Raw genomic sequence first — 25,322 nt, 5'->3', positions numbered from 1 at the left:
TCGCAGGGAAGAACGCACAGGAATAAATAAGTATTCTGGCGATGAAACAGGAGTAGATCATAGACTAGCGATCGCTTCAGCAACTAGTTTAGAAACAAAGGGCAAAATAGCCTGACTCTTAGCCTGCGCTTTCCCTTCAGTAAATACCACTAAGAGGTAAGGGCGCTGTCCTGGTAACTCAATATACGCGGCATCATGGCGAACTTGACTTGTCCAACCTGCTTTTGACCAAATTTGAGCATTTTTAGTCAGTCCACCACCTAAAAAACCTGTCACCTGATTTTCTTCACCGTCAGAGGATAAATCATTGAGAGGACGTTTTAGTAAAGCCATCATTGCTTGCGATCGCGTACTTGAAACCGCCACCCCACCGATAATACTATGTAGTAAGCGAGCGATCGCATTTGTGGTCAACATATTGCGATTTTCTAGTAACTCTCCCACAAAGGCCCGTTCCCGTCCATAAGGGCCATCACCCCAAGTTTTTTGACAGACATTAATCGTCTCAATTTCTTCCCAACCCAATGATTGGTAATAACGGTTCACAATATTACGCTGATATTTCCAGGTTTCAAAGGGCCCAGTTGGTAATTCTGGCCCTGAGGTGGTGCCAGTCAAAATATCCACAACCAAGCTGGTAGCATCATTACTAGAATCTACAATCATATCGCGTAAGGCTCGCTCCAACTCCTTGGAAGTTTGACTCATGCCTTTTTCTAGCCATTCATTTACCGTTACCAGGTAAAATAACTTGACTACACTAGCAGGATAAATCCGTTCAACACCGCGATAAGTAAAACCACGAACTGGGTGATCCCAAAAAGCGTTGGGAGTCAGCGCACCACCAGTATTTACTCGCACTGGGGGATCGTAAACAACCCAAGTCAGGGCAATTTGGTTACGCGCTAAGGTTGGAAATTCTGCCCAAGCTGCATCTAAAATGCCATTACCCAGATTTTCCAATTGATCGTCTTTATTAAAAAAAATCATTCTCTGATAATGTCCTTTAATCTAAAATCACAAATCCAAAATCCAAAATCAGGCGAGTATCAGTGTTTAGCTGACTTGAATTTATATGATTCTCCTGAATGTACGCGTTTAGCAACTCAAGCCGCATCTGAACGACATTTATGGGTAACATCAAATTATCAAAATTTAGCAGTCGAAGTATATTTATGTGAAGATGACTATCCGGGATGGGTATCTCTTTCAGATTGGGATTCATTACAACCTGCTACTGTACCTTATCAGGCGGCAACATTTTCTGAATCTGAAATTAAAAAATTCCTCACTGAGATTATCGCCTTTACCCAAAAAGCGATGCAACAACCAAATTATTACCTTTGGGGTGGTACGGTGGGGCCAAATTATGACTGTTCTGGGTTGATGCAGGCGGCGTTTGCTTCGGTAGGGATTTGGCTACCAAGAGATGCCTATCAACAGGAAGGATTCACTCAACCAATTACGATTGCCGAATTGGCAGCCGGGGATCTGGTATTTTTTGGAACTAGCCAAAAAGCTACCCATGTCGGACTTTATTTGGCCGATGGTTATTATATCCATAGTTCTGGGAAAGATCAGGGACGGGATGGGATTGGGATTGATGTTCTTTCGGAACAGGGAGATCGGGTTAGTCAGTCATATTATCAGCAGCTGCGGGGTGCTGGTAGAGTTTTTAAGAGTTACGAACCACAGAGACGCTGAGGGCGCTGAGGCTTATGAGGAGTGGGTTGATCGATCAAGGGGTGATGGGGGAAAATGGGGGGATTTCAGCAATTGTCCCAGATGTTTCAGTGGTGGTGCCAATACATGACGAGGTGGAAAGTTTGCCGCTTTTACTAGAAGCGATCGCATCTACTTTAGCCTCTAGTCAGATAAGTTATGAAATCATTTGTGTAGATGATGGTTCTACAGATGGTTCTGGGGATTTTCTCAAACAAGAGGCGCAAATCCGCACTGATTTAAAGGCGGTGATTTTGCGTCGTAACTATGGACAAACGGCGGCGATGGCTGCGGGATTTTATTATGCAGTCGGTAAAGCGATCGTCACTTTAGATGCCGATCTCCAGAACGATCCAGCTGATATCCCCATGTTATTAGCAAAGCTGGACGAAGGTTACGATTTAGTGAGTGGTTGGCGGCAAAAACGTCAAGATGGTGCTGTAAATCGGTTACTTCCTTCCAAAATTGCCAATTGGCTAATTCGGCGTACCACTAGCGTGAATATTCATGATTATGGCTGTTCGTTGAAAGCCTATCGTCCCGAACTGTTAGCAGATATGAACCTCTACGGTGAATTACACCGATTTTTACCTGCTTTAGCCTACATCGAAGGAGCTAGAATTACCGAAGTACCTGTACGTCATCATGCCCGTCGCTTTGGCCGCAGTAAATATGGAATTTGGCGGACATTCCGGGTATTGATGGATTTGTTAACCATTCTGTTTATGAAAAAATTCCTCACCCGCCCGATGCACGTTTTTGGGCTGTTGGGCTTGATTTCAATGTTTTCGGGCACTGCGATCGGCATTTACTTGACTTTCGTCAAATTGGCTTTCGGTGAGATGATTGGCAATCGCCCCTTACTAATTTTAGCAGTTCTCCTACTTGTTACGGGAGTACAGTTGTTTTGCTTCGGTCTTTTAGCCGAATTACTCATGCGTACATACCACGAATCCCAAGGACGGCCCATATATCGCGTGCGAGAAGTAGTAGCAAAAAATGTTAAGTAAGGTAACAATAGTAGTCCTAATCCGCCAGCGCAAATACAGGAGCAAACTGAAGAAGAGGATCGCAACTTTTGGCAAATTTTGGTCAGTCCACGGGTGAGAGTTCCAACTATAGTTATGTTGCTGGTTGGTTTATCCCTTGGTGCTATACATACCTTTGTGTCGCTGTTCCTCAAATCCACTAATCTGGACTTCAATGGCGGACTGTTTTTTACAGCTGCGGCAATTTCTAGTTTTAGTATCAGAATATTTTCTGGTAAGGCAAGCGATCGCTTCGGTCGTGGTTTATTTATTACCTTTGGTATTTTTTGCTACGTTTTAGTTTTACTACTGCTGTGGCAGGCTAACAGCGCGATCGTTTTCTTACTGGCTGCGATCGCTGAAGGTGCTGGTGGTGGTACACTCATCTCGATGATGATCACGATGATGGCAGACCGCTCCTTGCCTCAAGAGCGGGGGAAAGTTTTTGCTATATGCATAGCTGGACTTGATATGGGGATTGCGATCGCTGCTCCTCTTTTGGGCATCATCGCAGAACTTGTAGGCTACCGGAATATGTTTGGCTACGGTGCTGCAATCACTTTTCTAGCACTTATGATCTTTCTCACGCGATCGAGCAAAGACTTATCCAACTCCCTACGCTTCGCACTAGGTCTAGCTCCAGATGCTTACGCCTTAAACGACTTAAAACTTAGGAGTGATGAAATTTAACTCATCACTCCTAACTTTCAACTCTTAACTTTTTAAAACGGGCGAGGAGGGATTCGAACCCCCGACACCGTGGTCCGTAGCCACGTGCTCTAGTCCACTGAGCTACACGCCCTCTCCGACAATCTATATTAACACGTTCTAACCAAATGACGCAAGATAATTTTCCATCTAATTTTGCAAACCTAACCCATCTAGATCGCCAAGGACAGGCACAGATGGTAGATGTGTCTGATAAAGCACCCACTATTCGCCAAGCCGTAGCTGCGGCCAATGTGCGGATGTTGCCAGCCACCTTCGCTGCCATTCAAGCTGGAAATGTCCCCAAAGGTGATGTGTTGGCAACTGCAAGATTGGCTGGAATTATGGCAGCCAAGCAAACAGCCACTTTAATTCCTCTGTGTCATCCGTTGCCTTTGCAAAAAATCACAGTCGAAATTACACCCGATCCCCAACTACCTGGTTATCAAATTCAAGCCACAGTCAAAACTAAAGCTGAAACCGGTGTAGAGATGGAAGCCTTAACCGCCGTTTCTGTAGCTGCCCTGACTTTATACGATATGGCAAAAGCCTTAGAAAAGTCGATTCAAATTGAATCCATTCGTTTAATAAGTAAGAGTGGCGGAAAATCAGGAGATTATTCCCAGCCAGAGCAATAAACTACGCTATTTTGGAGCATTAGGTATTTTCTCCCTGCCCAGTCTTAAAATGGGACATGACGTAGAAGATTAGTTGATTCTCAATTGCAGCACTCCAGGTTTGATTTATGAGTCAATAATTTGAGGGATAAAAACGCAGCACTTAATATATATCGCGGCTACACAAACTTTCGTCCGCCTGCGCGGACTCTCTGAAACCCGCGTAGGCGGGTTTTGTTTGTATAGCCCCAGACTTCTAGTCTGTTCGCGTAGCGTGCGCCTTAGCGCAGGGCGATCCGCCAAAACAGGATGCTCCCAGATCGTAGTTCCTATCTCCTGCCTCCAAACCCGTAGCTTGTACTTCATACAACTGCTGTATTTGACAGCATAAAAAACAAAAATTATGACAAACAATATCATTGACAGGATTCATCGCTTTAACCAAGGACGCAACCCAAAACTACTTGAATTAAAATACAAGGCAATGCGTTCTGATGTTTTTAGTTTTTATCGCGGCACGTGTCATTTATTTTATGAAGACTTCCCTAAAAATTCCCCATTGAATGCAGCCCCGCCAGTATGGATTTGTGGTGATTTGCACCTGGAAAATTTTGGTAGTTATAAAGGTGATAACCGATTAGTTTACTTTGATCTTAATGATTTTGATGAAGCATGTCTTGCCCCTTGCACCTGGGATGTAGTGAGGTTTATTACCAGTGTGATAGTTGGCTCTCACGCGCTGGGGGTGAATGAATCAGAAGGATTGCATTTAAGCAATTACTTTCTTGATACTTACAGCAATGCTTTAGCTAAAGGTACTGCTAGAAGTGTTGAAAAGGAAACCGCTTCGGGCTTAGTTAAAGATTTATTAAGGAGTTTAAAAGACCGCTCTCGTCAAGAATTTTTAGATCAGCACACCAAGGAAAAGAAAGGTAAGCGGTATTTAACTATTGACAATAAACACATTATGGAAGCCACAAAAGCCGAACAGCAAGAAATCAGAGAACTCATCTCCAATTGGTGCAAATCTACACAAAAAGATGCAGATTTTTATCAAGTTTTAGATGTACAACAACGAATAGCTGGTACAGGTAGTTTAGGGCTAGAACGTTATGCAGTTTTAGTAGAAGGTAAAGGTTCTCCTGATGGTAATTATTTCTTAGATTTGAAGCAAACACAAAGTTCCTCATTACAACCCTATTTAACACTATCTCAGCCGGATTGGTCGAGTCAATCTGAACGGGTAGTAGCTATCCAACAACGGATGCAAGGAACCCCACCCGCTCTTTTAGGGGTAATACTTGACGGCAATAAATCTTATGTTTTACGAGAGTTGCAGCCAGTACAAGATCGGGTGAGTTTACAGGCATGGGATGGAAAGCTGGGACGTTTAGAAAAGTTGATGCAGACAATGGGTAAAGTGACAGCGTGGGATCAATTACGCAGTAGCGGTAGACAAGGTTCTGCGATCGCAGATGATTTAATCAAGTTTGCTCATTTATCTAATTGGCGTAATCACATCCTAGAATATGCAATCAGCTACTCTAAGCAAGTAGAACTAGATTACCAAGAATTCTGTCAATAATCGCTATGTAACCCTGTTTTGTCATTTATGCTTTGACCGAACAAGGCAAAAGTAAAAAGTTAAAAGAAACAAAGAGGTGATTATCTTTTTACCAAGCCCCTTCGGGGCGGGAACAGGGAACTCTTAACAGGGAACAGAAAAAAAATTAGCCCCGAATACAGGGTTTAAAGCCCCTAAATTTATTTATGAAAAGAGATAAAAATATTTGAAACGAGATGGCGTCAGCCACGATGTTTCAATGTGTCCTTGTACAAATCCCCTGATTTTAATTATGGGGATTTCCCTGTTGCCTGTTGCCCGTTCCCTGTTCCCTTTTAATTTTTACTTTTTAAGAAGAAGCTGCCAGAGCGATCGCTAATGGTAAAATTCGATGTTCCTGAATTTGAATCCTGGCATGGAGTGTTTCTGCTGTATCATCCGGCAGTACTGGTACTGCGGCTTGCATCAATATTGGGCCACTGTCCATTTCTAAACAAGCTATATGCACTGTACAACCAGTGATTTTTACCCCAGATGCCAAGGCTTGTTCTACAGCATGAATGCCTTTGAAACTAGGTAACAAACTAGGATGGATATTAATAATCCTCTCAGAAAAGGCATCAATTAATACTGACGTTAACAGTCGCATCCAACCTGCCATAATCACCCACTCTACATCGTAGTGCCGCAATGTCTGCACGATTTTCTCGTCAAACTCTTCTCGGCTTTGATAGTTGCGGTGATTTAATAAAACAGTTTCTACACCTCTATTAGCTGCTCTCAGCGCTGCTTTCGCCGAGGGATTATTGTAAATTAAAACTTGAATTTGGGCATTTAGCCGCCCATCTTGGATAGCTTGGGCAACTACATCAAAATTGCTGCCATTCCCAGAAGCCATAATTCCCAGTTTTAAAGGGGCAATTTGTTGACAAACATCGCTAATGCTGGGAGAAACCAAGCTCAGGGTAGGATCAGGGCGGAGGGTCATAACAGCTAAGAGGGTTAATTTATAGGTGCCAAAAATAAAGATAGCGAAAATAAATATTTTTGTTATCAAAAGACGGTTGCAGACAATGTAACAATAGCGATCGCAAGCAAATACTTTTAGCCATACCCACCAGTGAACGCCCCTACCAATATCTCTGCACAAACTCAGAATCGCAAAGCCGATCACATTCGGATCTGCTTAGAGGAAGATGTTCAGTCTCATCAAATCACTAATGGACTGGAACGTTATCGCTTTACCCATTGTTGTTTACCCGAACTAAACTACAACGATATTGATATTAGTACAACTTTCCTGGGGAAACACCTTGGCGCACCCTTGTTAATTTCTTCCATGACTGGCGGAACAGAACAAGCCGGAATTATTAACCAACGTTTAGCCCAAGTGGCGCAAGATTACAAAATTGCAATGGGTGTCGGTTCACAGCGAGTAGCGGTAGAAAAACCGCAGGTGGCTGATACTTTTGCTGTCCGCAAGTATGCGCCCGATGTTCTATTATTTGCGAACTTGGGGGCTGTGCAACTTAACTACAAGTACGGCTTAGATGAATGTTTGCGGGTAGTTGATATTCTAGAGGCTGATGCCCTGATTTTACACATTAACCCTCTACAAGAGTGCATTCAACCCCAAGGTGATACTAATTTTCGGGGTTTGCTTGACAAGATTTCTAAATTATGCTCAAAGATATCGATACCAGTGATTGCGAAAGAAGTTGGTAACGGCATTTCCGCAGCGATCGCACAGAAACTAATCGCCGCTGGGGTAGCAGCAATTGATGTCGCTGGTGCGGGGGGTACTTCTTGGGCAAAAGTAGAAAGCGAACGGGCAGAAAGTCCCTTACAACGTCGCTTAGGGATAACATTTGCCGATTGGGGTTTACCGACAGCAGAGTGCATTACAACCATTAGAGCGATCGCTCCAGATGTGCCCTTAATTGCTTCAGGTGGTTTGCGGCATGGATTGGATGTCGCAGCCGCGATCGCCTTGGGAGCAGATATTGCTGGTTTAGCAATGCCTTTTTTGCAAGCAGCAGCCACATCAGATACAGCAGTAGCCAAACTCGCTGAAGTATTAATCGCCGAAATTACCACAGTCTTATTTTGCACTGGCAACACCACCTTGTATCAGTTAAAGCACTCTGGTAGTTTACAGCGCATAGAATAAGTAAATGGGGCATTGGGCATTGGGCATGGGGGATTAGTTCTTTCTCCTCTATTGGTTATAACTAGTGACCAATCTTCAATGACGCCAGTCGCCCCAAATTGGGAAACCTCCAGATGCTACCTTGGCGCTAACGCCAAGGGTTCATAGCTAGTTGTTCATTTGCTCACTATTGCTTACTTATGCTATATTTTACCTATGGCATATATACCACTTAGAAAAGCGGTTGAATTTCTGGGATTGCATCCAAATACGTTGAGGAGATATGCAGATGAAGGCAAAATCAAAAGCATTAAAAACCCAGCAGGGCAAAGACTCTATGACGTTGAATCTTACGTCAATGGCAGTTCAGGTAGAGCTACCATTATTTGTTACTGCCGAGTTAGTTCCACAAAGCAGCGAGATGATCTTGACAGACAAATCGCCTATATGCAATCCCTCTACCCAGAAGCCGAAATCATCAAAGACATCGGTTCAGGAATCAACTTTAAAAGGAAAGGACTGCAATCCTTACTGGACAGACTTTTGCGCGGGGATAAGTTCACACTTGTTGTTGCCTGTCGTGACAGACTCGCAAGATTTGGATTTGAACTTGTACAGTACATGGTCGAACAAAACGGTGGACAAATCGTGGTTCTCGACACAACTGTATACTGCCCAAATACCGAACTCACCCAAGATTTACTCTCAATCCTTCACATCTTTTCATACAGAATGCACGGACTTAGAAAATACTCTCAGAAAATCAAAGAAGATTTCTCTAAGTTTGACACCTGCACAAAAAGTGATAATTAAACAATGGTTTGGTGTTTCCAGATTTGTTCATAACACAACTATCAAGTTGTTGCAAGATAGTGAAATCAAAGCAAGTTGGAAAGCTCTGAAAACAGATATATTGAATAATTTAGGCCAGATAAAAAACCTGGTGTCTGAGTTACATAAAAAGACAGCTAAGTTTTTGGTTGATAACTTCGATGTAATTCTTTTACCAAATTTTGAAACATCTCAGATGTCAAAAAAGGAAAAAAGAAGAATAAGGAGTAAATCTGTAAGGCAAATGTTGACTCTATCTCACTATCAATTCAAACAATTTCTCAAACATAAAGCTTTTGAATACAGAAAAGTGGTGTTGGATGTCAATGAAGCCTATACCTCAAAAACAGTTAGTTGGACTGGCGAAATAGTCAAAAATCTCGGCGGTTCTAAAACTATTAAATCTCTATCTGCAAATAATATTATGGATAGAGATTTGAATGGTGCGCGAGGAATTTTTCTTCGTGCATTGGTTGATACGCCTTGGTTAAGAGAAAATCTTAACTTATGTATTTGTTAGCATTAGTTAGCAAAAAAGTATCGGAAAAGACTAGACTGCCAAGTTCCCACCTACATCATTACCACTGATGTTCGTTCGTCTTTGGCATCGATGACTAGCTAACCCTAATACCCGCTTGTCCACATTTCCCATGCCCAATGCCCCATGCCCAATAACTAAATAACTAATGCGTAATTTTATCAAACAAACTTTTGCTAGTGTCGTTGGCACCTTACTAGGACTAATTATTTTCGGTGGTCTAGGAACCACTGGACTTTTCTTGCTGATATTGGCTGCTAGTTCCTCTAAAGATACTGGGCCAAATGTCAAAGATAAGTCAGTGCTAGTTTTTGACTTGTCAATGAAAATTACTGATAGCGAACCTAGTTCAAGTGAACTGTTTCAAAACACGATATCAGGTGTAGATGATGATAGGATGGCACTCCGCAAAGTTTTAGAAACTTTGGAAAAGGCGCGGCGCGATCCGCGAATTGTCGGGATCTATCTGGATGCAACGAACACAAGCCAAGCTGGTAACGTCGGCTATGCCTCCCTGAAAGAAATTCGGAAAGCCCTGGAAGAGTTTCGCGCATCTGGGAAAAAGATTATCGCTTATGGCAGTGATTGGAGTAAAAAGGAATATTACCTTAGTTCAGTGGCGGATTCCATTATACTTAATCCTCTGGGAATGATGGAAGTCAACGGTTTGAGTTCACAACCAATGTTCTTAGCAGGAGCATTGCAAAAGTATGGCATTGGTGTTCAAGTCGTGCGGGTAGGGAAATTTAAAGGAGCCGTTGAGCCGTTTATCCTCACCAAGTTGAGTCCAGAAAACCGCGAACAAACTCAGAAATTGTTGGATGATGTTTGGGGAGAGTGGCGCATTGCTGTAGGCGCAAGTCGAAAAATTGAACCTAACCAGTTACAGGCGATCGCAGATAATCAGGCCATACTAGAAGCCACACAAGCTAAAACCAGCGGTTTAGTCGATCAAGTACAATACCCCGATGAAGTGGTAACAGACCTGAAAAAGTTGACAGATAGCGATAAAGAGGACAAAACATTCCGACAAATTAGCCTGAATAACTACGCACAAGTTTCCGGCAAATCTTTGGGTGTAGAACGTAACTCCAAAAATCAAATTGCCGTTGTTTATGCTGAGGGTGAGATTGTCGATGGTAAAGGTGATGATGGGCAAGTTGGAGGCGATCGCTTTGCCAAAATCTTCAACAAACTACGACAAGATAAAGATGTGAAGGCTGTTGTATTACGAATTAACAGTCCTGGTGGTAGTGCTACCGCAGCCGAAGTCATGCAGCGAGAAGTGAAATTAACTCGTGAGGTCAAACCAGTTGTGGTGTCAATGGGTGATGTCGCCGCCTCTGGTGGTTATTGGATTGCTAGCGACTCTAATCGCATTTTTGCAGAACCAAATACCATTACAGGTTCCATAGGGGTGTTTGGGATGCTATTTAATGGGCAAAAGTTGGCTAATGATAATGGCATTACCTGGGATTCAGTGAAAACTGCACGTTATGCTGATAGTCAAACAGTTTCGCGTCCAAAATCGCCTCAAGAATTGGAACTTTATCAGCGCAGCGTTAACAGGATTTATAGTATGTTTTTGAATAAAGTTTCTCAAGGTCGCAAACTCCCAGAACAAAAAGTAGCAGAAATTGCCCAAGGACGGGTTTGGTCAGGTGAAGCGGCCAAAGAAATTGGTTTGGTGGATGAAATTGGTGGTTTGGATACTGCGATCGCATACACTGCCAAGCAGGCGAAACTAGGAGAAGACTGGGAGGTGCAAGAATATCCTCGCACTAGCAGTTTCGGAGAACGCTTTTTTGGGCGTGCAACAGAAGAGGCGCGGACTGCTTTAGGAATTGAATCGGCGAAACTCAAATCAGCCAATCCCATCACCACTGAATTCCAAAAATTACAACAGGAAGTAGAGATTCTGCAAAAGATGAACGATCCACAAGGAATTTACGCCCGCTTGCCTTTCAACTTAAAGATTGATTAGATGCTTTTTTGAGCGACTAAACCGAGGCAAATGGTTTGGACTCCAATACGCTTTGTTAAGGTTGTTATCGGTGAGATTCGATAGCGGTTCCCACTCAGATGCGGTACAAAATTATATTGCAAGATATAGGGCAATACGGTTCAGTTAAGGCTAAAATCCTTTTTTTTAACGTAGACGCGGAGCGGCTTGCCGCAGGCTACCGCAAAGGAAGAGAAGGAAGAGAAGCTTAACTGAACTGTATTGAGATATAGGGGCAATTCATGAATTGCCCCTACGGGTGTACCTCACGTGAACGAGAACCGCTATATAGTGCTTTCTAGATAAATCAAGAGCGCAATCTCGTGCGACATAAATGCGACATAAATTTTAATACATTTAGTCATGCTTTTGTCACAATTTTGCAATAACTTTGTCAATATGACGTGTGATGCTATAGCTCTGGCTTCGGAAGTAGTCTTATGCTCAACCCACACGCCAGAGTCTACCGAGGAGAATCACTTCAGGCACAGGCCCTTATGAAGATGACTCTTCAAATCAAAATTGCAAAATTTCATATAGTTTAGAAGGAACAAGAAGATGAATTGGAAAGTACTTGCTTTACTCCCTGCTCTAACTCTAGCTACTGCTTTGCCTGCTTTCTCTTTAAGCAATAATAAAAGTCAAAATCCGGCTACTGCTACCTACATCGCCCAAAGTGCTCCGCAAAAAAACACGATTAAAAAAACTAATGCTGTTGCCAAGCACAAGCCCAGGAGTATAGCAAAGCGTAGTAATGTACTTACAGTAGGTAGCAGGGGAGAGACAGTAAAAACTGCTCAGAATTCTTTAAAGCAGCAAGGATTCTATACAGCAAGTGTGAATGGTGTGTTTGATAACAAGACTCGTGCAGCAGTAATCAAATTTCAGAAGTCTAAAGGATTAAGAGCAGACGGAATAATTGGACACCGGACTTTAGCAGCTCTTAAATAAAATTGTTTACTATCCTCATTACTGAAATGCCTTAAACACAAAAAGCTAGGAAATAAATTCTAGCCTAAAATAGTAACCCAGCTTTTTCTATCTCAATATTGCCTGCGGCTATGTCGCAGGCATTTTAATATTGTGCTAACTACGGTGGGCTACGCCAACGTGAATCCTCGACTCAGTGAAGCGGTTTCAAGGCAATAATAACTGAATAACAAAGCTGTGGATTTTTCTGTAATTTAGCAACCTTGGCTTTAAGGATGAGAGGGATATGCTCAAATGTATGCAATCCCGTTTAACGAATTATGACAATATTATCTTTGGCAACTTGAGATCAGCGATACACTGAGGAAAATTCCTTGAGGAAGCGTTGATGGCACGAGCAAACGGGGTTACAAGTGAAACGTCTGTAGAGGAATTGCCTACAGTTGCAGACAAAGACACGGCAACAATTGAAAATTCGCCAGAACCAGTAGAGGATGCCCAGGATATTGACGATATATTGAACTCACTAAAAATTTTACTGAGTACCCTAGAAAAGCTCCAAAAAGTCCGGCAGGAAGTGGGTGATATCAAACCATTGATTGGGCGGATGCTTGATGGAGAACTGGTAGCTGGTGAAGAACTTGAGCAACTCAAGGCAGGTGTGAGCAGTCTTGCTCGCCTTGTTCGTGCTTATAATGACCATCAAGTAGCGTTGGCGAAAGCACAACCTGCTAGAAACTTGTTAGATCAAGTCTTGAAAGAGCGTAAAGTGAGTTGAGTTGGATTGGGGATTGGGGAAGGTGGGGCCCCCTCTGGGGATAAGGGGTAATGGGGACTAGGAACTGGGGAAAAAATCCTTTGGATATTTGCTTGGAATCCCAATCTCCATTCAAATCTTAGGAGTTTACAACTGCTCAGTAATTTGCCAGATGAATGTCTTGACTTAGTTGTATCCTCTCCACCTTATAATCTAGGCAAAGAATACGAATCAAGACAGGCTCTTGAGATTTATTTGGCAGAACAAACAGCCGTGCTGCTTGAATGTAGCCGGATTCTCAAAAATACAGGTTCGCTATTTTGGCAAGTTGGTGCTTTTTCTGACCGAGGAATGCTGATTCCTCTGGATATTCGCTTTTTTCCGATTTTAGAGTCATGCAGATTAATTCCTCGCAACCGAATTATATGGGCTAGGCAACATGGTCTTCATGCCCAGAAAAAGTTTTCTTGTAGACATGAAACTATTCTTTGGTTTACCTATTTATTTTCCAGCGATCGCTTCATAAATAATAACTATCCACATGAATCTACAATTAGAATTGCCATTTCAGGAATTTTCTTCTTGCACTTCCCAATCCTTGGACAGTTCATCTACATTCATTAATAACATGAAACTGCCAGTTCATCGCTGGTTTAGATTTAGTGCAGGTTTTTCTGCACAATGGGTAGAAACTATAATTACCCAAGCTAAAGAACGAGGAGAAACTACTGTCTTAGATCCATTCTCTGGTTCTGGTACAACTTTACTTGCATCTGAAAAGCTTGGAGTTGAATGTTTGGGAATTGAGGCTCATCCCTTTGTTGTGCATATAGCAAGAGCTAAACTTTTATATCAAACTGACGCTGATGCTTATCTTGAACATATAGAAAAAGTTATAAAATGTGCCGAAAATATTCAGCCCTGTATAGATACATACCCGAAACTGATTCATGAATGCTTTAGTATATCTTCACTTGAGTCTTTAGATAGATTGCGCCAGTCTTGGGAAAAATTTGCTGATGATTCATCTGAATCTCAGTTAGTTTGGTTAACACTTGTATCAATTCTTCGTCATGTTTCTCATGCTGGAACTGCACCTTGGCAGTACATTTTACCAAATCGAAAGAAACAATATTCTTTAGATACAATGTCTGCTTTTGGGCTAATGGCAGAGAGTATAGCTACAGATATGAGAATTGCCGGAAAAATGGCGGCTTCTGTTGCTACACTTATTCAATCTGATGCTCGGACTTGCCAGGGTGTACCTGATAATTTTGCTAACTTGGTAATCACCTCACCACCGTATGCTAACAACTATGACTATGCAGATGCTACACGTCTAGAAATGTGTTTTATGAAAGAAATTTCCGGTTGGGGTGATTTACAAAGTGCGGTGAGGCAATACTTAATTCGTTCATGTTCGCAGCACGTAACCAATAAGAATGTAAACATTGATGAAGTTCTAGCATCTCATGAGCTATATCCAATCAAGACTAGTATTATTGAAATCTGTCACAAATTGTCCCAAGAACGACATTTACATGGAGGTAAAAAGAATTATCATTTGATGATTGCCTGCTATTTTTTGGATATGGCTAGAGTTTGGATAGCACTTCGCAGAGTATGCAAAAGTCCTGCAACAGTTTGCTTTATGATTGGCGATTCTGCTCCCTATGGTGTTTATATTCCGGTGATTGAATGGATGGGTTTATTAGCACAAGCCGCAGGGTTTAAATCTTTTAATTTTGAAAAAGTTCGTGACCGAAATGTGAAGTGGAAAAATCGCAAGCATAGAGTTCCTCTTTGCGAAGGTTGTTTGTGGGTTTACGGATAGGGTAATCACAACCCAAATTATTTTTGCACAAATGTAATGGCAGAATCATTTTCACATAAATGGGGTCAGATTTTAGGGCATTTCATCCAAGAATTTATTCGTGAGACACTTCAACAAGTGGCTGATGAGCATGGTTTTTACTTAGACTCTCAGAGAAAGCGCAAGGCACGAATCACTAAAAAGGTATCATGGCAAGATCGCTACGGTAACTATCACGATCTTGACTATGTACTGGAACGAGGAGGTACAGAAGATACTCTTGATCTTCCAGTAGCATTTATTGAGACTGCATGGCGGCGTTACACCAAGCATTCTAGAAACAAGGTTCAAGAAATTGAAGGAGCGCTTGATCAATTAGAATCTAAGGGCTTTAAAATTCTTTATCTTAAGTATGACAACATCGTTAAATCATTTACATCTGTTGGTATAAATGCATCTTTCAATGAAAGTACGTTAGAAGCAGACTTTCAAAATAAGATTGAGCAATGGAAAAAATTATCAGCGCCGGATATTACTAACATCAAAAATCAAATGCTAAGTCTTGAAAAATTCCAAATAGATAAATTTATCAATACATTAGAGCAGTCATTTGCTAGACTAGTCCAACAGGTAAATATCATTGTCCTACATGGGCAATGTCAACAAACTGCCACTGTCGAAAATGCTATTGAATATATTCATAACTATCCAGATAATCAACCTACATTAGCCCCACCATTAAAATACGAGATTGATATTCGTTATAATAATGGTGACTTAATTCATGCCATATTTAACAATAAAATTGAAGCACTCAAATTTCTAAGAACATTTATTTAAAGTGCTAATTAAATAATTCGTAATGGGCTACGCTAACGTAATACTCGCCTCCGGCGAGAAGCAAGCTACGTAATTCGTAATTAAGTAATGATAAACGTTGCACCCGCCATTGTAATATTAGGTCAAAATAGCGTGACAGTAGCACGCAAAATAATCAGTGTTCTACCAGGGGCGACGCTATACGGTCTAGAGGGTCGCACATCTGGAGTTGATGTCAGCTTTACGAACTTTGGCGAGACGCTGCGCGAGTTATTTGTTCAGGGAAGGCCGCTGATTGGTATTTGTGCCGCCGGCATTTTAATTAGGACGTTAGCTCCGCTACTTTCAGATAAACGACAGGAACCACCAGTGCTAGCTGTAGCTGAAGATGGTAGCGCTGTCGTCCCCCTCTTGGGCGGACTTGGTGGGGTAAACGATTTGGCACGCCGCATTGCTGAAGCGCTGGATGTCAAACCTGCAATTACGACCACAGGTGATTTACGTTTGGGCACAACGCTGTTATCTCCTCCCTCTGGATACCATTTAGCGAACCCAGACGATGCCAAGAAATTTATCTCAGATTTGCTAGCTGGGACGCAAGTCAAGCTAGAAGGAGTAGCATCTTGGTTGAGCAATAGTAAATTGCCCATAGATCCACAGGGAGATTTGACGATTCAAGTTACAGAAAGTTTGGTGACTCCCACAGCCAACTGCCTTGTCTACCACCCAGCAACGATCGCGATCGCAATTAGTGACATCATTGATGATGCAGTAGCTTTAGTCCAGCAGCTACTAGCTGATGCCAAACTAGAAAAAACATCAGTCGCCGGCATATTTGCACCCATCACTACCGCCGCCGATCCCAAAATCCACGCCGTCGCTAGGGCCTTGGGAGTACCTGCCCGCTTTTTTACCCCAAATCAGCTAGAAAGTCTGCTTTCACAAGGTTATAGCCCCGCGCAAGCCGCAGCGATCGCCGCTACAGGTACATTTCCCTTATCTTCCTCTTCTCCTAACATTGCGATCGCTATTGCCCCCCAACCAATTGACCCCAACACCATCGGTCAGCCACGCGGACGGTTAGCGATTATTGGCACTGGCCCTGGTGGGGAGCAATGGATGTCAAAAGAAGTGAAGGAGATACTCAAGTCGGCAACTGACCTCGTGGGTTATAAAACGTATTTAGATTTAGTTGGTTCTCTGGCTGATGGCAAGGAACGGCATGAATCCGACAACCGCGAAGAAGAAGCACGGGCAAAGATGGCTCTTGATTTGGCCGCATCTGGGCGATATGTAGCTGTAGTTTCCTCTGGCGACCCCGGTATCTATGCAATGGCAACAGCAGTTTTTGAGGTATGCGATCGCGATCATAAACCCGAATGGGAAAGTATCGACATTCATGTAGCCCCAGGCATCTCTGCAATGCAGGCAGCAGCCGCAGCCATTGGTGCGCCCCTGGGGCATGACTTCTGTGCTATTTCCCTCTCTGATATCTTGAAACCTTGGTCTGCGATCGCACAACGAATTATCGCTGCTGCTGAAGCTGATTTTGTGATTGCTTTCTACAATCCTGTTTCCAAAGAGCGTACCTGGCAACTAGCAGAAGCGAGAAATATTTTGCTGCAACATCGTACACCAGATACACCAGTAGTATTAGCACGGAATCTCGGTAGACCAGGACAGACGGTAAAAGCGATCGCACTTGACCAGTTAACACCAGCAAGCGCTGATATGCGGACAATTATTCTTGTTGGTTCCACAAAAACCAGAACCGTCAAGCGCAGCGATGGTAGCATCTGGGTTTATACACCGCGTCGCTATACCTAACAGCCAATAGGGAACAGGGTTGAAACTCTCTTGATCAGCTAAAAAACTCTAATTTACCAAGCCCCTTCGGGGCGGGAACAGGGAACTCTTAACAGGGAACAGAAAAAAAATTAGCCCCGAATACAGGGTTTAAAGCCCCTAAATTTATTTATGAAAAGAGATAAAAATATTTGAAACGAGATGGCGTCAGCCACGATGTTTCAATGTGTCCTTGTACAAATCCCCTGATTTTAATTATGGGGATTTCCCTGTTGCCTGTTGCCCGTTCCCTGTTCCCTTTTAAATAATCGAATTAAACATAATTCTTGTGGGGTGGGCATTTTGCCATTGGTGTCAAGTTAAGAAAAATAGAAACTTGTCAAGTGGGTAAAACTTATTGATTAAACTGGGGTAAAACTTGGTATCATCACTTGACTAATGTTCTTGATCCAAAACAACTTTCTCCACAACAAGTCTGTGATTTGTATCGCCGACGTTGGCAAATCGAAGATACCTTTTTACTGACTAAACGCTTACTAGGTCACTAGATGGTAAGCGATCGCTATTATCTTATCGTTAAATCCTACAATTTTGTAGTGTGGTAATCGCTGGGGGTAGCTGCAATTTTACCATCAGGACTAATGCTCCTGGTAGTTTTTCACTCTCCCCCCATTTTTAAAAGGGTTAGGGGGATCAATAAGTGCCTAAAATTACAAACAAATACTTTTCAAACAACCTCTTAGATTGTCAAACACCACACAAATATTAACATTATAAAATGCACTCTAAAGATACAATATAAGATGGTTAAAAGCTATTGCTAGCTACAAGATTATTGTGCTTACGGCTATAGTAAAACAAAATCTTTAAGTCGGCATTGTTGTTAGACAAAATTAAAATGTAATTTGTTATGCAACCTTCTCTGGCTCTTGCTGGCTTAAATATTCTTGTAGTTGAAGATGATGATGATATTCGCTTTTTTATTACTACAGTATTAGAAGCAGATGGAGCCACCATCGTAGCAGTTCCATCAGCACCGGCAGCACGGGAAATTTTACCCCAATTGCAACCTGATGTCTTAATTTGTGATATAGGTATGCCTGGGGAAGATGGCTACACTTTGATCAGAAAAATACGGGCGCTTAAGCCAGATATGGGTGGACAAGTTCCAGCTATTGCCTTAACTGCTTATAGCGATAGCGAGAACCGGATTCGCGCTTTGGAAGCTGGCTTTCAGACTCATGTATCTAAGCCAGTTTCTCCAGGAGAACTAGTTGAGATTGTTGCTAATTTGTTTGCTTCTTGTAATTGGTAATTGATCATATTTTTACCACACTCAGTCCTGAGTGCTGTACATGGGTAGCGGGGCGTTGAGCCAGTGCTGAGTAACAAGAGATCGTACTCAGTACTTTCGCACTATGATGAAGAGTGCTGAGTTCCGAGTGCTGAGTGCTGAGTGCTGAGATGAAAGACCAAAAACTCCATCCCAAGAGTGGGATGGAGTTTTTCATCTCTTTTGAGGTACTAATACAGGCAGTTGACGGGCGCCGGCTACGAATTTAGCGTGTTGTCCAACAGTCAAAACATTAAACTGACTGGATATAATTTCTAAACTTTTGTTCACTATTGCCAGCTTTTTGTAAGTAGGGATACTCATACCAGGGAAGAATGATAATTCTGGCACATCCTCTTGACTTACAAAGTCTGTAGGATGGAGTAGCAAAGAAGGCTGAACGCGTGTAAGTTTACACAGCCACAGGGCAATTCGCAAGTAGAGTAACGCCAATTCCGAAGAGAATGTACTCAGAAACATGATGTAACTGAAGTGAATTGGCACTTTGAAAATTGGCATGGTGGTAACGGGAATCTCTGTTAGTTTATCCTTACCCAAATGCCATTGGTAAGGTTTTAAAGGCTGCAAACCCTCTTTAAAGCCGCCAAAAAGCGCTTCCCGTTTTTTACGTTCTTCTTTACTTAATTTACAGGTTATTAAATAATAAGCTCGTGCTATTGGCCCCAAAAATGTGGGAAAAGTTGAAGCATCATATTCGTATCCCCGTCGTGCTAAGACTTTTAATACTGCTGGAGAAAAACTGTATCCTGGCCCCCGAAAACCGATAGGATGTTGATGAGTAACGCGTTTGATATGTTGTTCGGCGAGGGCCACTTCTTCTTCAATTTCATTCTCTGAATATAGATGTAGCCAAGGATCGTGATCAAATGAATGATTGCCAATTTCGTGACCGGCGTTAGCGATCGCTTGTATTGCCTTAGTATTCTTTTCTAGCGCTGCATCCTGACCTACAATGAACACTGTGATTGTCAAATCCCATTGTTGAAGAATATCTAAGAAACGAGGCACTGCGATATCTAGGTAAGATGGGAAAGTCTCCCAACCGGAAGCGCCCTGATTTTTTAAATAAGACCAAACATTATCCAAGTCTAAAGAAAGACTGGCTATTGGTCTGTTTCCTTTTTGCTTGGTTTTCATTATGAGTTCAAGTATTTGGACAATTTTAAGCGTAAATATAGTCTTAGTTTTGGGCTTTATCAGTAAAGTTTCATACTTCCACTCAGGGCTGTATGCAGTGGAAACCTCAAGCCAGAAGTTTTACTGCTTCTGAACTTTAAGAACAAAATTCTGTGGGCGTAGCCTATAATTGACATCGCCGAGATTAGTGTCCCATATTTATAAACAAATTCTGCTTCTCTGAAAAATATTCCGGGTGAATTTAGATAATGGGTTTCTAGCACTCCTTTGATCTCGACTCGATCGGCTCTTCGGACAACTTTTTACCCTGATACTTAATTACTGGCAATTAATATATCATAACCAAGATACATTTAAACTTATATAAGCATGTTTTAGCAAGTAATGATTTGGGCGTTCAGTTTATATAATCGCTTCCAATCAAAAGCAATCATACAAAAAATTTTATTCACCGAAAAGTCGAGGGTCAGCCCCAAGATGCGACATGGGGAGGTAAGCGAAGGCGACTTTAGTCGCCTTGATATATTTGTGATCACACGTGATACAATTAGAGGATGGAACAAGCACTGACTGTAGTTTGCAAACTTCAACCAACCTCTGAACAAATTCTCAAAATGGATGATTTGTTGAAAGCGTTTGCAGATGCTTGCAACCATGTCAACGAGCAAGTCAAACCGGGAGTAACGAGTAAAACTACGATTCAAAGCTTGGTTTATCAAGACATCCGCCCTCGGTTTGGGTTGAGTGCAAATCAAGCAGTTAGAGTTTGTGCTAGGGTTGGAGCAAACCGGAAAACAGCAAAAGTAAAAGGTGAAGTTGTTAAAAAATTCAGCCCAACCTCTGCTGATTACGATGCTCGAATCTTTGATTTTAGAGAAAAAGATAGAACCATTAGACATCTCCAGAAATTAAATATGCGTTATCCAGAGTCCTTGTAGAGACGTAGCACTGCTACGTCTCTACATTCATTTTCACCAGATGTCTATTAGTTTGACGCTGTTGGGATGTAGAGAGCATATTCCTGTAGTTCTTGCTAATTATCAACTGGGTAAGTTGAAAGGGCATAAACCTACAAGCGCCCAATTGTGCAAACACAAAGACGGATTATTCTATATCCATATTCAACTGACATCCTAGATATTGATTTGCTGCTTCTGGGTCAAACACATTGCAATTCCCTTTTCGTAGTAAGCTGCTTCATTAATAAAAATCGGCCAAACGGTAGATGCACCCTCATAAACAATTGTTTTACCGTCAAGGGTAATAAAAATCGGATCTCCTGGATTCAAGGCTTGATAATCCTTGTCCTGAAGCTCTGGATGAATCATCCCAAATATTGTCCCATCAGATTTTTTTGGGTAGTCCACAGTTGATAAGTGGTCATAGAGAATCAATGTTTCGTTATTTGATGGGATTTCACCCTGGTTAAACTGTTCTAGATAGTCTAGAAGCGCGTAAACAAGTTCCTCTGTTTGTTGGAACAGCGTTGCTTTTAAGACACCTTGGGCAATCGGCCCAACCTCGATCGCAAAGCCTAATTCGCACAGAGAATTTACAAATGGGTTTTCTTCAACAGATTGAAAAGAGCAACGATAAATTCTAACCAAAGGATTAATCTGGCTCAGATAAGCAGCCAATTTCAAATTTAAAGGACGACTGTTATCAAGAATAATTGTCAGACCCATATTAGCTGTACTGCTGTGCAAGTCTAAGATGAAATCTGCTTGTTTATCCCCATTTGATGCTAGGGTATGTTGAATTAATTTAGCTTGCAATTCTTCGTAACTTTTCAGAGTCGGATCTTGTAAGTCTTGCTTGAGAAAACAGCGATTTAAATCCTTCTCTATATATCGCCTCCCGGCGGCAAAAGCATGAGGATTTGCTAACAGGGTGACTGTCTCAAAACTCGATCTAGTAATTAAATCAGGAAACTGGGCAAATTTTTGGATGAGGTATGCTCCTGTAAACTCATTGCCATGAGTTCCACCAACAATTGCCACTCGATTAATCTGGTTCACGATTACAGTAACTCCGCAATGCAGCCATCGAGGTATCAGTTCTCAATGTACCTTATGAAGCATTCACCTTGCCGATGCGATCGCGATCGTGTGGTTGATCCAGATAGGACATATCAGGGCCATTGGGGATAATTCCGCCGGGATTGAGTGGAAATAGGTTTCCGTAGTAGTCTCGCTTCACAGTTTCTACATCGCAAGTGTCAGCCACACCTGGAAGCTGATACAAATCGCGCAGATAAGCTCCAAGATTCTGATAGTCTCGAATTCGCTGCTGATTGCATTTAAATAGCCCGTAGTAGGCACTATCAAACCGAAATAATGTTGTAAATAAACGCACATCTGCGAGTGTCAGATTTTCGCCGCAGAGATATCGATTAGTCTGCAATGCAATCTCAATTTCATCAAGAGTTGCGAACAATTCATTACAGGCTTGATTGTATGCCTCTTGAGTCTGGGCAAAGCCGCAGCGATACACGCCATTATTTACAGTATGGTAAATCTTTTCATTCCACCAGTCAATCTTTTCTTTAAGCTCCTCTGGGTAAAGATTTAGCGTCGGATTGTTGGCGAACTCGTTAAACTCAGAGTTGAGCATCACAATAATCTCTGCACTCTCATTGTTGACGATCGCTTTTGTTTGGTTATCCCATAGTACTGGAACTGTAGAGCGTCCACTATAACCGGGTTCTGCCTTCTGATAAAATTCAGCCAGTGTACGACAACCTTCAACTTCATCGTTAAATATCCAACCGCCTTCAATGGGAGAAGGAGAGACGATACATACTGATATTACCGCTTCGAGTTTTTTGAGCGATCGCACAACCAAGGTTCGATGCGCCCAAGGACAGCCCAGCCCAACATAGAGTTTGTAGCGTCCGGCGGCTGGTGGGTGCGGATTCCCTTCTTCTGTGCCGATGAACTTGCGAAACTGGCTATTAGGACGAATATATGCTCCCGACTGATTGCGAGGAGCAAGGTTTGACATCATTATCTGCCACATACTTGTCCAGACAAACTTTCCTAGCCAGATAATCAGCTTGGGAGGAAGCGACTTGCCTTTCTTCTTGGGGAGATTTTTCTTGTCATCCATTGGAGTTGAGTTGGTCATGGCGACAATCTTGCTTTGGGAGTGATCGATGTTACCAGGTAGGAGTCAGCTACACTAAGACTATGAAAAAGAGGTATTAATCTCAATTGGTTGTGAAAGATAAGTCCCAACACAAAAAACAATCCAAGGGGTAATAATTTTTTCTTGATGTTTAATTAGCATACTGTTTGGCAATCCCATGATTTTTGCAGTAATTCTAGTTTGGGTAGCTAACAGAATAAGAATAGTGTAGCGATAGAGTGCTTGTAAGCTTTCCATTTTGATTAGTGAGTTTGAGAGCATAATAACTACTACCTTCAGATACCCATAGTACTCTCTCAATCATAATTTAAAGCAACTAAATCCTTCATCCGCAAATGTGCCCGTGCCTTACCAGGACAAAGAGCCTATGCTCAAAAGCCCAACCGCAAAGGCAAAAATGTCTCGGTAATTGGTGCCATTAGCTTAAAAGGACTGCTCACCCAGTGGAGTGGTTTAGGTTCTATCGATGCCTTGACCTTTGATGCTTTCATCTCACTCTCATCTCGTACCTCAGCTTTGGCCTGGCGCAGTCGTTCTAATGGATAATTGCTCGATTCATAAAAGTCCTGAACTTGAAGCCTTGATCATCGCTGCTGGCGCTCGCCTCATTTATCTCCCCCCCTACTCCCGATTTTTCAATCACTGCTGCTACTGTACTTCAGAAGACTGATAACCGCTATATAAACATTACTTATTACTTCAGTAAAATATAGCACATTAAACTACGCATACTTAATTAGCGATCGCTATTTGGAGAAAAACTTTTTGGTTTACTGATATTTACTAACGTAACTGGTTATCTCTTAACTTTGTTGGCATAAGTTTTAAAAATTTTATATTACTTATGGGGGTACTATGAAATTTTGATTCAATTTTGCATAATCAATACAAAAATGTTTGATAGCTAGTTAAAAGCTTTTTATCTCAAAATTTACCCTAATAGTACTTAGGATTAGGATTAGTATCATTTACATAGATTTTTCAAAAATTTCTACTACGGCTTTAATTTAAGTTAACTAGCGTGCATAAGTGAGGTTTGATGGTACTAGATTTCCAGAAATTCTTTAGAGCATCCAATCCCAGTAGGACTCTAGACCTAAGCAAACCTGAAGAGCGGCAGTATTACATCGATTTTTCGGCAGTGCGTGGTAGCAATCTTATTAAAGAACTGGGACGCACCATTATATTCTCTGAGAATGAGCCTAGTTGTCAGCTCTTTACTGGTCACATTGGTTGTGGTAAATCAACTGAGTTATCACGACTAAAAGCCGAGTTAGAACAGAAAGGCTTCTATGTAGTATACTTTGAGTCCTCTCAAGACTTAGATATGGCGGACGTGGATATTAGCGATATTTTACTGGCGATCGCTCGTCAAGTGAGTCAAAGTTTTGAGGAAGCTCAAATCAAACTTCAACCAAACCGTTTCCAGAGTTTACTCCAAGGAACTGTTAACCTTTTAAATTCAGAGGTATCGGGAGTTAAAGCTAAAGTTCCAGGTGTGGGTGATATTGGGATTAATACTGAACAAGGAAAGTTTTCTTTGGCAGTGGGTATTGGTGAAATTACTACCAAAGCTAAGGACAGTAAAGATATTCGCTCTCTCTTGCGACAACATCTAGAGCCACGGGTTAACAATATCTTAGAAGCTATTAATCAGGAGCTAATTAAACCTGCACAACAGCATCTCAAGCAGCAAGGAAAAGTAGGACTTGTTGTAATAATTGATAATCTCGACCGGATTGATAATAGGCAAAGACAGTCAGGGCGAACTCAACCTGAGTACCTTTTTATAGACCGAGGAGAACAACTTAACAAACTTAAGTGTCACGTTGTCTATACCGTACCATTGATTTTAGCTTTCTCTAACGATAAAGAAAACTTGACTAATCGCTTTGGCTCAGATCCCCAACTGTTGCCGATGGTTCGGGTGCAGGAACGAGATGGTAGCCCATGTGAAGAAGGAATTGCTTTGCTGCGACAGATGTTACTGGCAAGAGCCTTCCCTGACGTAGAATCGGAGAAACGACTCACCTTGATCTCAGAAGTGTTTGACACACCTGAAACTTTAGATCGTCTGTGCCACGTAAGTGGTGGTCATGTACGAAATTTGCTGGTTCTACTCAATAGCTGTCTGAAAAAAGACGACCCGCCTTTCTCTCGTGAGCTAGTAGAGCGGGTAATTAGCCAGCGTCGCAGTGAACTGAGCAAAGCTATCACACCAGAAGAGTGGAAACTGCTCTGGCAAGTAATGCAACAAAAAACTGTCAGAGGCGAAGAGGAGTACCAAACTTTATTGCGAAGTTTGTTTGTTTTTGAGTATCGCAATACTGAGGAAAGTTGGTTTGATATCAACCCAATTTTGGCTGAAGCAAAGGAATTGCAGTTATGAGTGGCTTGCAC

The 25,322-nt window shown here is 42.0% G+C and carries 23 protein-coding genes, 1 tRNA gene and 2 pseudogenes; 20 read left to right on the top strand and 6 right to left on the bottom strand.

Annotated features, from left to right (window positions below):
- Window positions 1–57: 57 nt before the first annotated feature.
- Window positions 58–990, bottom strand: coding sequence for a serine hydrolase (locus V7K67_RS18285; protein WP_335167827.1), 933 nt, complete (start codon window positions 988–990; stop codon window positions 58–60).
- A 9-nt stretch (window positions 991–999) separates the two neighbouring features.
- Here V7K67_RS18285 and V7K67_RS18280 point away from each other — a divergent pair, with 9 nt between their 5' ends.
- The 3 genes and pseudogenes from V7K67_RS18280 to V7K67_RS18270 form a co-directional block, all read left to right on the top strand.
- Window positions 1,000–1,704 (top strand): C40 family peptidase, encoded by a 705-nt coding sequence (locus tag V7K67_RS18280; RefSeq protein ID WP_334731418.1) that lies wholly within the window; start codon window positions 1,000–1,002, stop codon window positions 1,702–1,704.
- Between the two features lie 14 nt (window positions 1,705–1,718).
- Window positions 1,719–2,732 (top strand): glycosyltransferase family 2 protein, encoded by a 1,014-nt coding sequence (locus V7K67_RS18275; RefSeq protein WP_334731417.1) that lies wholly within the window; start codon window positions 1,719–1,721, stop codon window positions 2,730–2,732.
- Between the two features lie 18 nt (window positions 2,733–2,750).
- Window positions 2,751–3,440, top strand: a pseudogene (locus V7K67_RS18270) (MFS transporter); the annotation flags it as partial.
- Between the two features lie 38 nt (window positions 3,441–3,478).
- Here V7K67_RS18270 and V7K67_RS18265 read toward each other — a convergent pair.
- Window positions 3,479–3,552, bottom strand: a tRNA-Arg gene (locus V7K67_RS18265).
- Between the two features lie 34 nt (window positions 3,553–3,586).
- Between V7K67_RS18265 and moaC the strand changes: the two genes are divergently transcribed.
- Both moaC and V7K67_RS18255 read left to right on the top strand, forming a co-directional pair.
- A complete protein-coding gene (gene moaC, locus V7K67_RS18260; protein WP_334731416.1) occupies window positions 3,587–4,096 on the top strand; it encodes a cyclic pyranopterin monophosphate synthase MoaC in 510 nt (169 codons plus the stop codon).
- Between the two features lie 382 nt (window positions 4,097–4,478).
- Entirely contained in the window at window positions 4,479–5,660 is a 1,182-nt protein-coding gene (locus V7K67_RS18255; protein WP_334731415.1) for a DUF2252 domain-containing protein, read from the top strand.
- 328 nt (window positions 5,661–5,988) lie between these two features.
- Here the strand turns inward: V7K67_RS18255 and purN are convergent, their stop codons facing one another.
- A complete protein-coding gene (purN, locus tag V7K67_RS18250; protein WP_334730712.1) occupies window positions 5,989–6,627 on the bottom strand; it encodes a phosphoribosylglycinamide formyltransferase in 639 nt (212 codons plus the stop codon).
- A 132-nt stretch (window positions 6,628–6,759) separates the two neighbouring features.
- Between purN and fni the strand changes: the two genes are divergently transcribed.
- The 12 genes and pseudogenes from fni to V7K67_RS18190 all read left to right on the top strand — a co-directional run bounded on the left by fni (window position 6,760) and on the right by V7K67_RS18190 (window position 18,599).
- Window positions 6,760–7,809, top strand: a complete 1,050-nt coding sequence (gene fni, locus V7K67_RS18245; RefSeq protein ID WP_335167824.1) for a type 2 isopentenyl-diphosphate Delta-isomerase — start codon at window positions 6,760–6,762, stop codon at window positions 7,807–7,809.
- A 195-nt stretch (window positions 7,810–8,004) separates the two neighbouring features.
- On the top strand, window positions 8,005–8,601 hold the full coding sequence (locus V7K67_RS18240; protein WP_334730714.1) for an IS607 family transposase: 597 nt from the start codon (window positions 8,005–8,007) through the stop codon (window positions 8,599–8,601).
- Window positions 8,573–9,139 (top strand): zinc ribbon domain-containing protein, encoded by a 567-nt coding sequence (locus tag V7K67_RS18235; protein WP_335167822.1) that lies wholly within the window; start codon window positions 8,573–8,575, stop codon window positions 9,137–9,139. Before V7K67_RS18240 ends, V7K67_RS18235 begins: the two co-directional genes overlap by 29 nt.
- Window positions 9,140–9,305: 166 nt before the next feature.
- On the top strand, window positions 9,306–11,141 hold the full coding sequence (sppA, locus tag V7K67_RS18230; RefSeq protein ID WP_334730716.1) for a signal peptide peptidase SppA: 1,836 nt from the start codon (window positions 9,306–9,308) through the stop codon (window positions 11,139–11,141).
- 576 nt (window positions 11,142–11,717) lie between these two features.
- Window positions 11,718–12,110, top strand: a complete 393-nt coding sequence (locus tag V7K67_RS18225; RefSeq protein ID WP_334730717.1) for a peptidoglycan-binding domain-containing protein — start codon at window positions 11,718–11,720, stop codon at window positions 12,108–12,110.
- Between the two features lie 367 nt (window positions 12,111–12,477).
- Window positions 12,478–12,867 carry a hypothetical protein gene (locus tag V7K67_RS18220; RefSeq protein ID WP_335167819.1) on the top strand — a complete coding sequence of 130 codons (390 nt, stop codon included), beginning with the start codon at window positions 12,478–12,480 and terminating at the stop codon, window positions 12,865–12,867.
- Window positions 12,868–13,011: 144 nt separating this feature from the next.
- Window positions 13,012–13,470, top strand: coding sequence for a DNA methyltransferase (locus tag V7K67_RS18215; protein WP_335167817.1), 459 nt, complete (start codon window positions 13,012–13,014; stop codon window positions 13,468–13,470).
- Between the two features lie 4 nt (window positions 13,471–13,474).
- A complete protein-coding gene (locus V7K67_RS18210) occupies window positions 13,475–14,680 on the top strand; it encodes a DNA methyltransferase (protein WP_335167815.1) in 1,206 nt (401 codons plus the stop codon).
- A 36-nt stretch (window positions 14,681–14,716) separates the two neighbouring features.
- Entirely contained in the window at window positions 14,717–15,499 is a 783-nt protein-coding gene (locus V7K67_RS18205) for a hypothetical protein (RefSeq protein ID WP_335167813.1), read from the top strand.
- Window positions 15,500–15,586: 87 nt separating this feature from the next.
- Complete coding sequence (gene cobJ / locus V7K67_RS18200; RefSeq protein WP_335167811.1) at window positions 15,587–17,305, top strand: precorrin-3B C(17)-methyltransferase; 1,719 nt, start codon at window positions 15,587–15,589, stop codon at window positions 17,303–17,305.
- Window positions 17,306–17,691: 386 nt separating this feature from the next.
- Window positions 17,692–17,826, top strand: a pseudogene (locus V7K67_RS18195) (transposase); the annotation flags it as partial.
- Window positions 17,827–18,194: 368 nt separating this feature from the next.
- Window positions 18,195–18,599, top strand: a complete 405-nt coding sequence (locus tag V7K67_RS18190) for a response regulator (RefSeq protein ID WP_334710928.1) — start codon at window positions 18,195–18,197, stop codon at window positions 18,597–18,599.
- A gap of 192 nt (window positions 18,600–18,791) precedes the next feature.
- Here the strand turns inward: V7K67_RS18190 and V7K67_RS18185 are convergent, their stop codons facing one another.
- Window positions 18,792–19,775, bottom strand: a complete 984-nt coding sequence (locus V7K67_RS18185) for a polysaccharide deacetylase family protein (RefSeq protein ID WP_335167809.1) — start codon at window positions 19,773–19,775, stop codon at window positions 18,792–18,794.
- A 554-nt stretch (window positions 19,776–20,329) separates the two neighbouring features.
- On the opposite strand from V7K67_RS18185, the gene V7K67_RS18180 reads away from it, so the two are divergent.
- Window positions 20,330–20,713: a transposase gene (locus V7K67_RS18180; protein ID WP_334729167.1), complete on the top strand. Its 384-nt coding sequence runs from the start codon at window positions 20,330–20,332 to the stop codon at window positions 20,711–20,713.
- A gap of 195 nt (window positions 20,714–20,908) precedes the next feature.
- Here the strand turns inward: V7K67_RS18180 and V7K67_RS18175 are convergent, their stop codons facing one another.
- On the bottom strand, window positions 20,909–21,793 hold the full coding sequence (locus tag V7K67_RS18175) for an aspartoacylase (RefSeq protein ID WP_334729165.1): 885 nt from the start codon (window positions 21,791–21,793) through the stop codon (window positions 20,909–20,911).
- A 52-nt stretch (window positions 21,794–21,845) separates the two neighbouring features.
- Entirely contained in the window at window positions 21,846–22,901 is a 1,056-nt protein-coding gene (locus tag V7K67_RS18170; protein ID WP_334729164.1) for a glutathione S-transferase family protein, read from the bottom strand.
- 502 nt (window positions 22,902–23,403) lie between these two features.
- Between V7K67_RS18170 and V7K67_RS34450 the strand changes: the two genes are divergently transcribed.
- On the top strand, window positions 23,404–23,592 hold the full coding sequence (locus V7K67_RS34450; protein WP_442943862.1) for a transposase: 189 nt from the start codon (window positions 23,404–23,406) through the stop codon (window positions 23,590–23,592).
- Window positions 23,593–23,961: 369 nt separating this feature from the next.
- Window positions 23,962–25,311, top strand: a complete 1,350-nt coding sequence (locus tag V7K67_RS18165; RefSeq protein ID WP_334729162.1) for a P-loop NTPase fold protein — start codon at window positions 23,962–23,964, stop codon at window positions 25,309–25,311.
- Window positions 25,312–25,322: the final 11 nt, after the last annotated feature.

The organism is Nostoc sp. (assembly GCF_036917155.1).
Classification (GTDB): domain Bacteria; phylum Cyanobacteriota; class Cyanobacteriia; order Cyanobacteriales; family Nostocaceae; genus Nostoc.
This window is presented reverse-complemented; position numbering and strand designations above follow the sequence as displayed.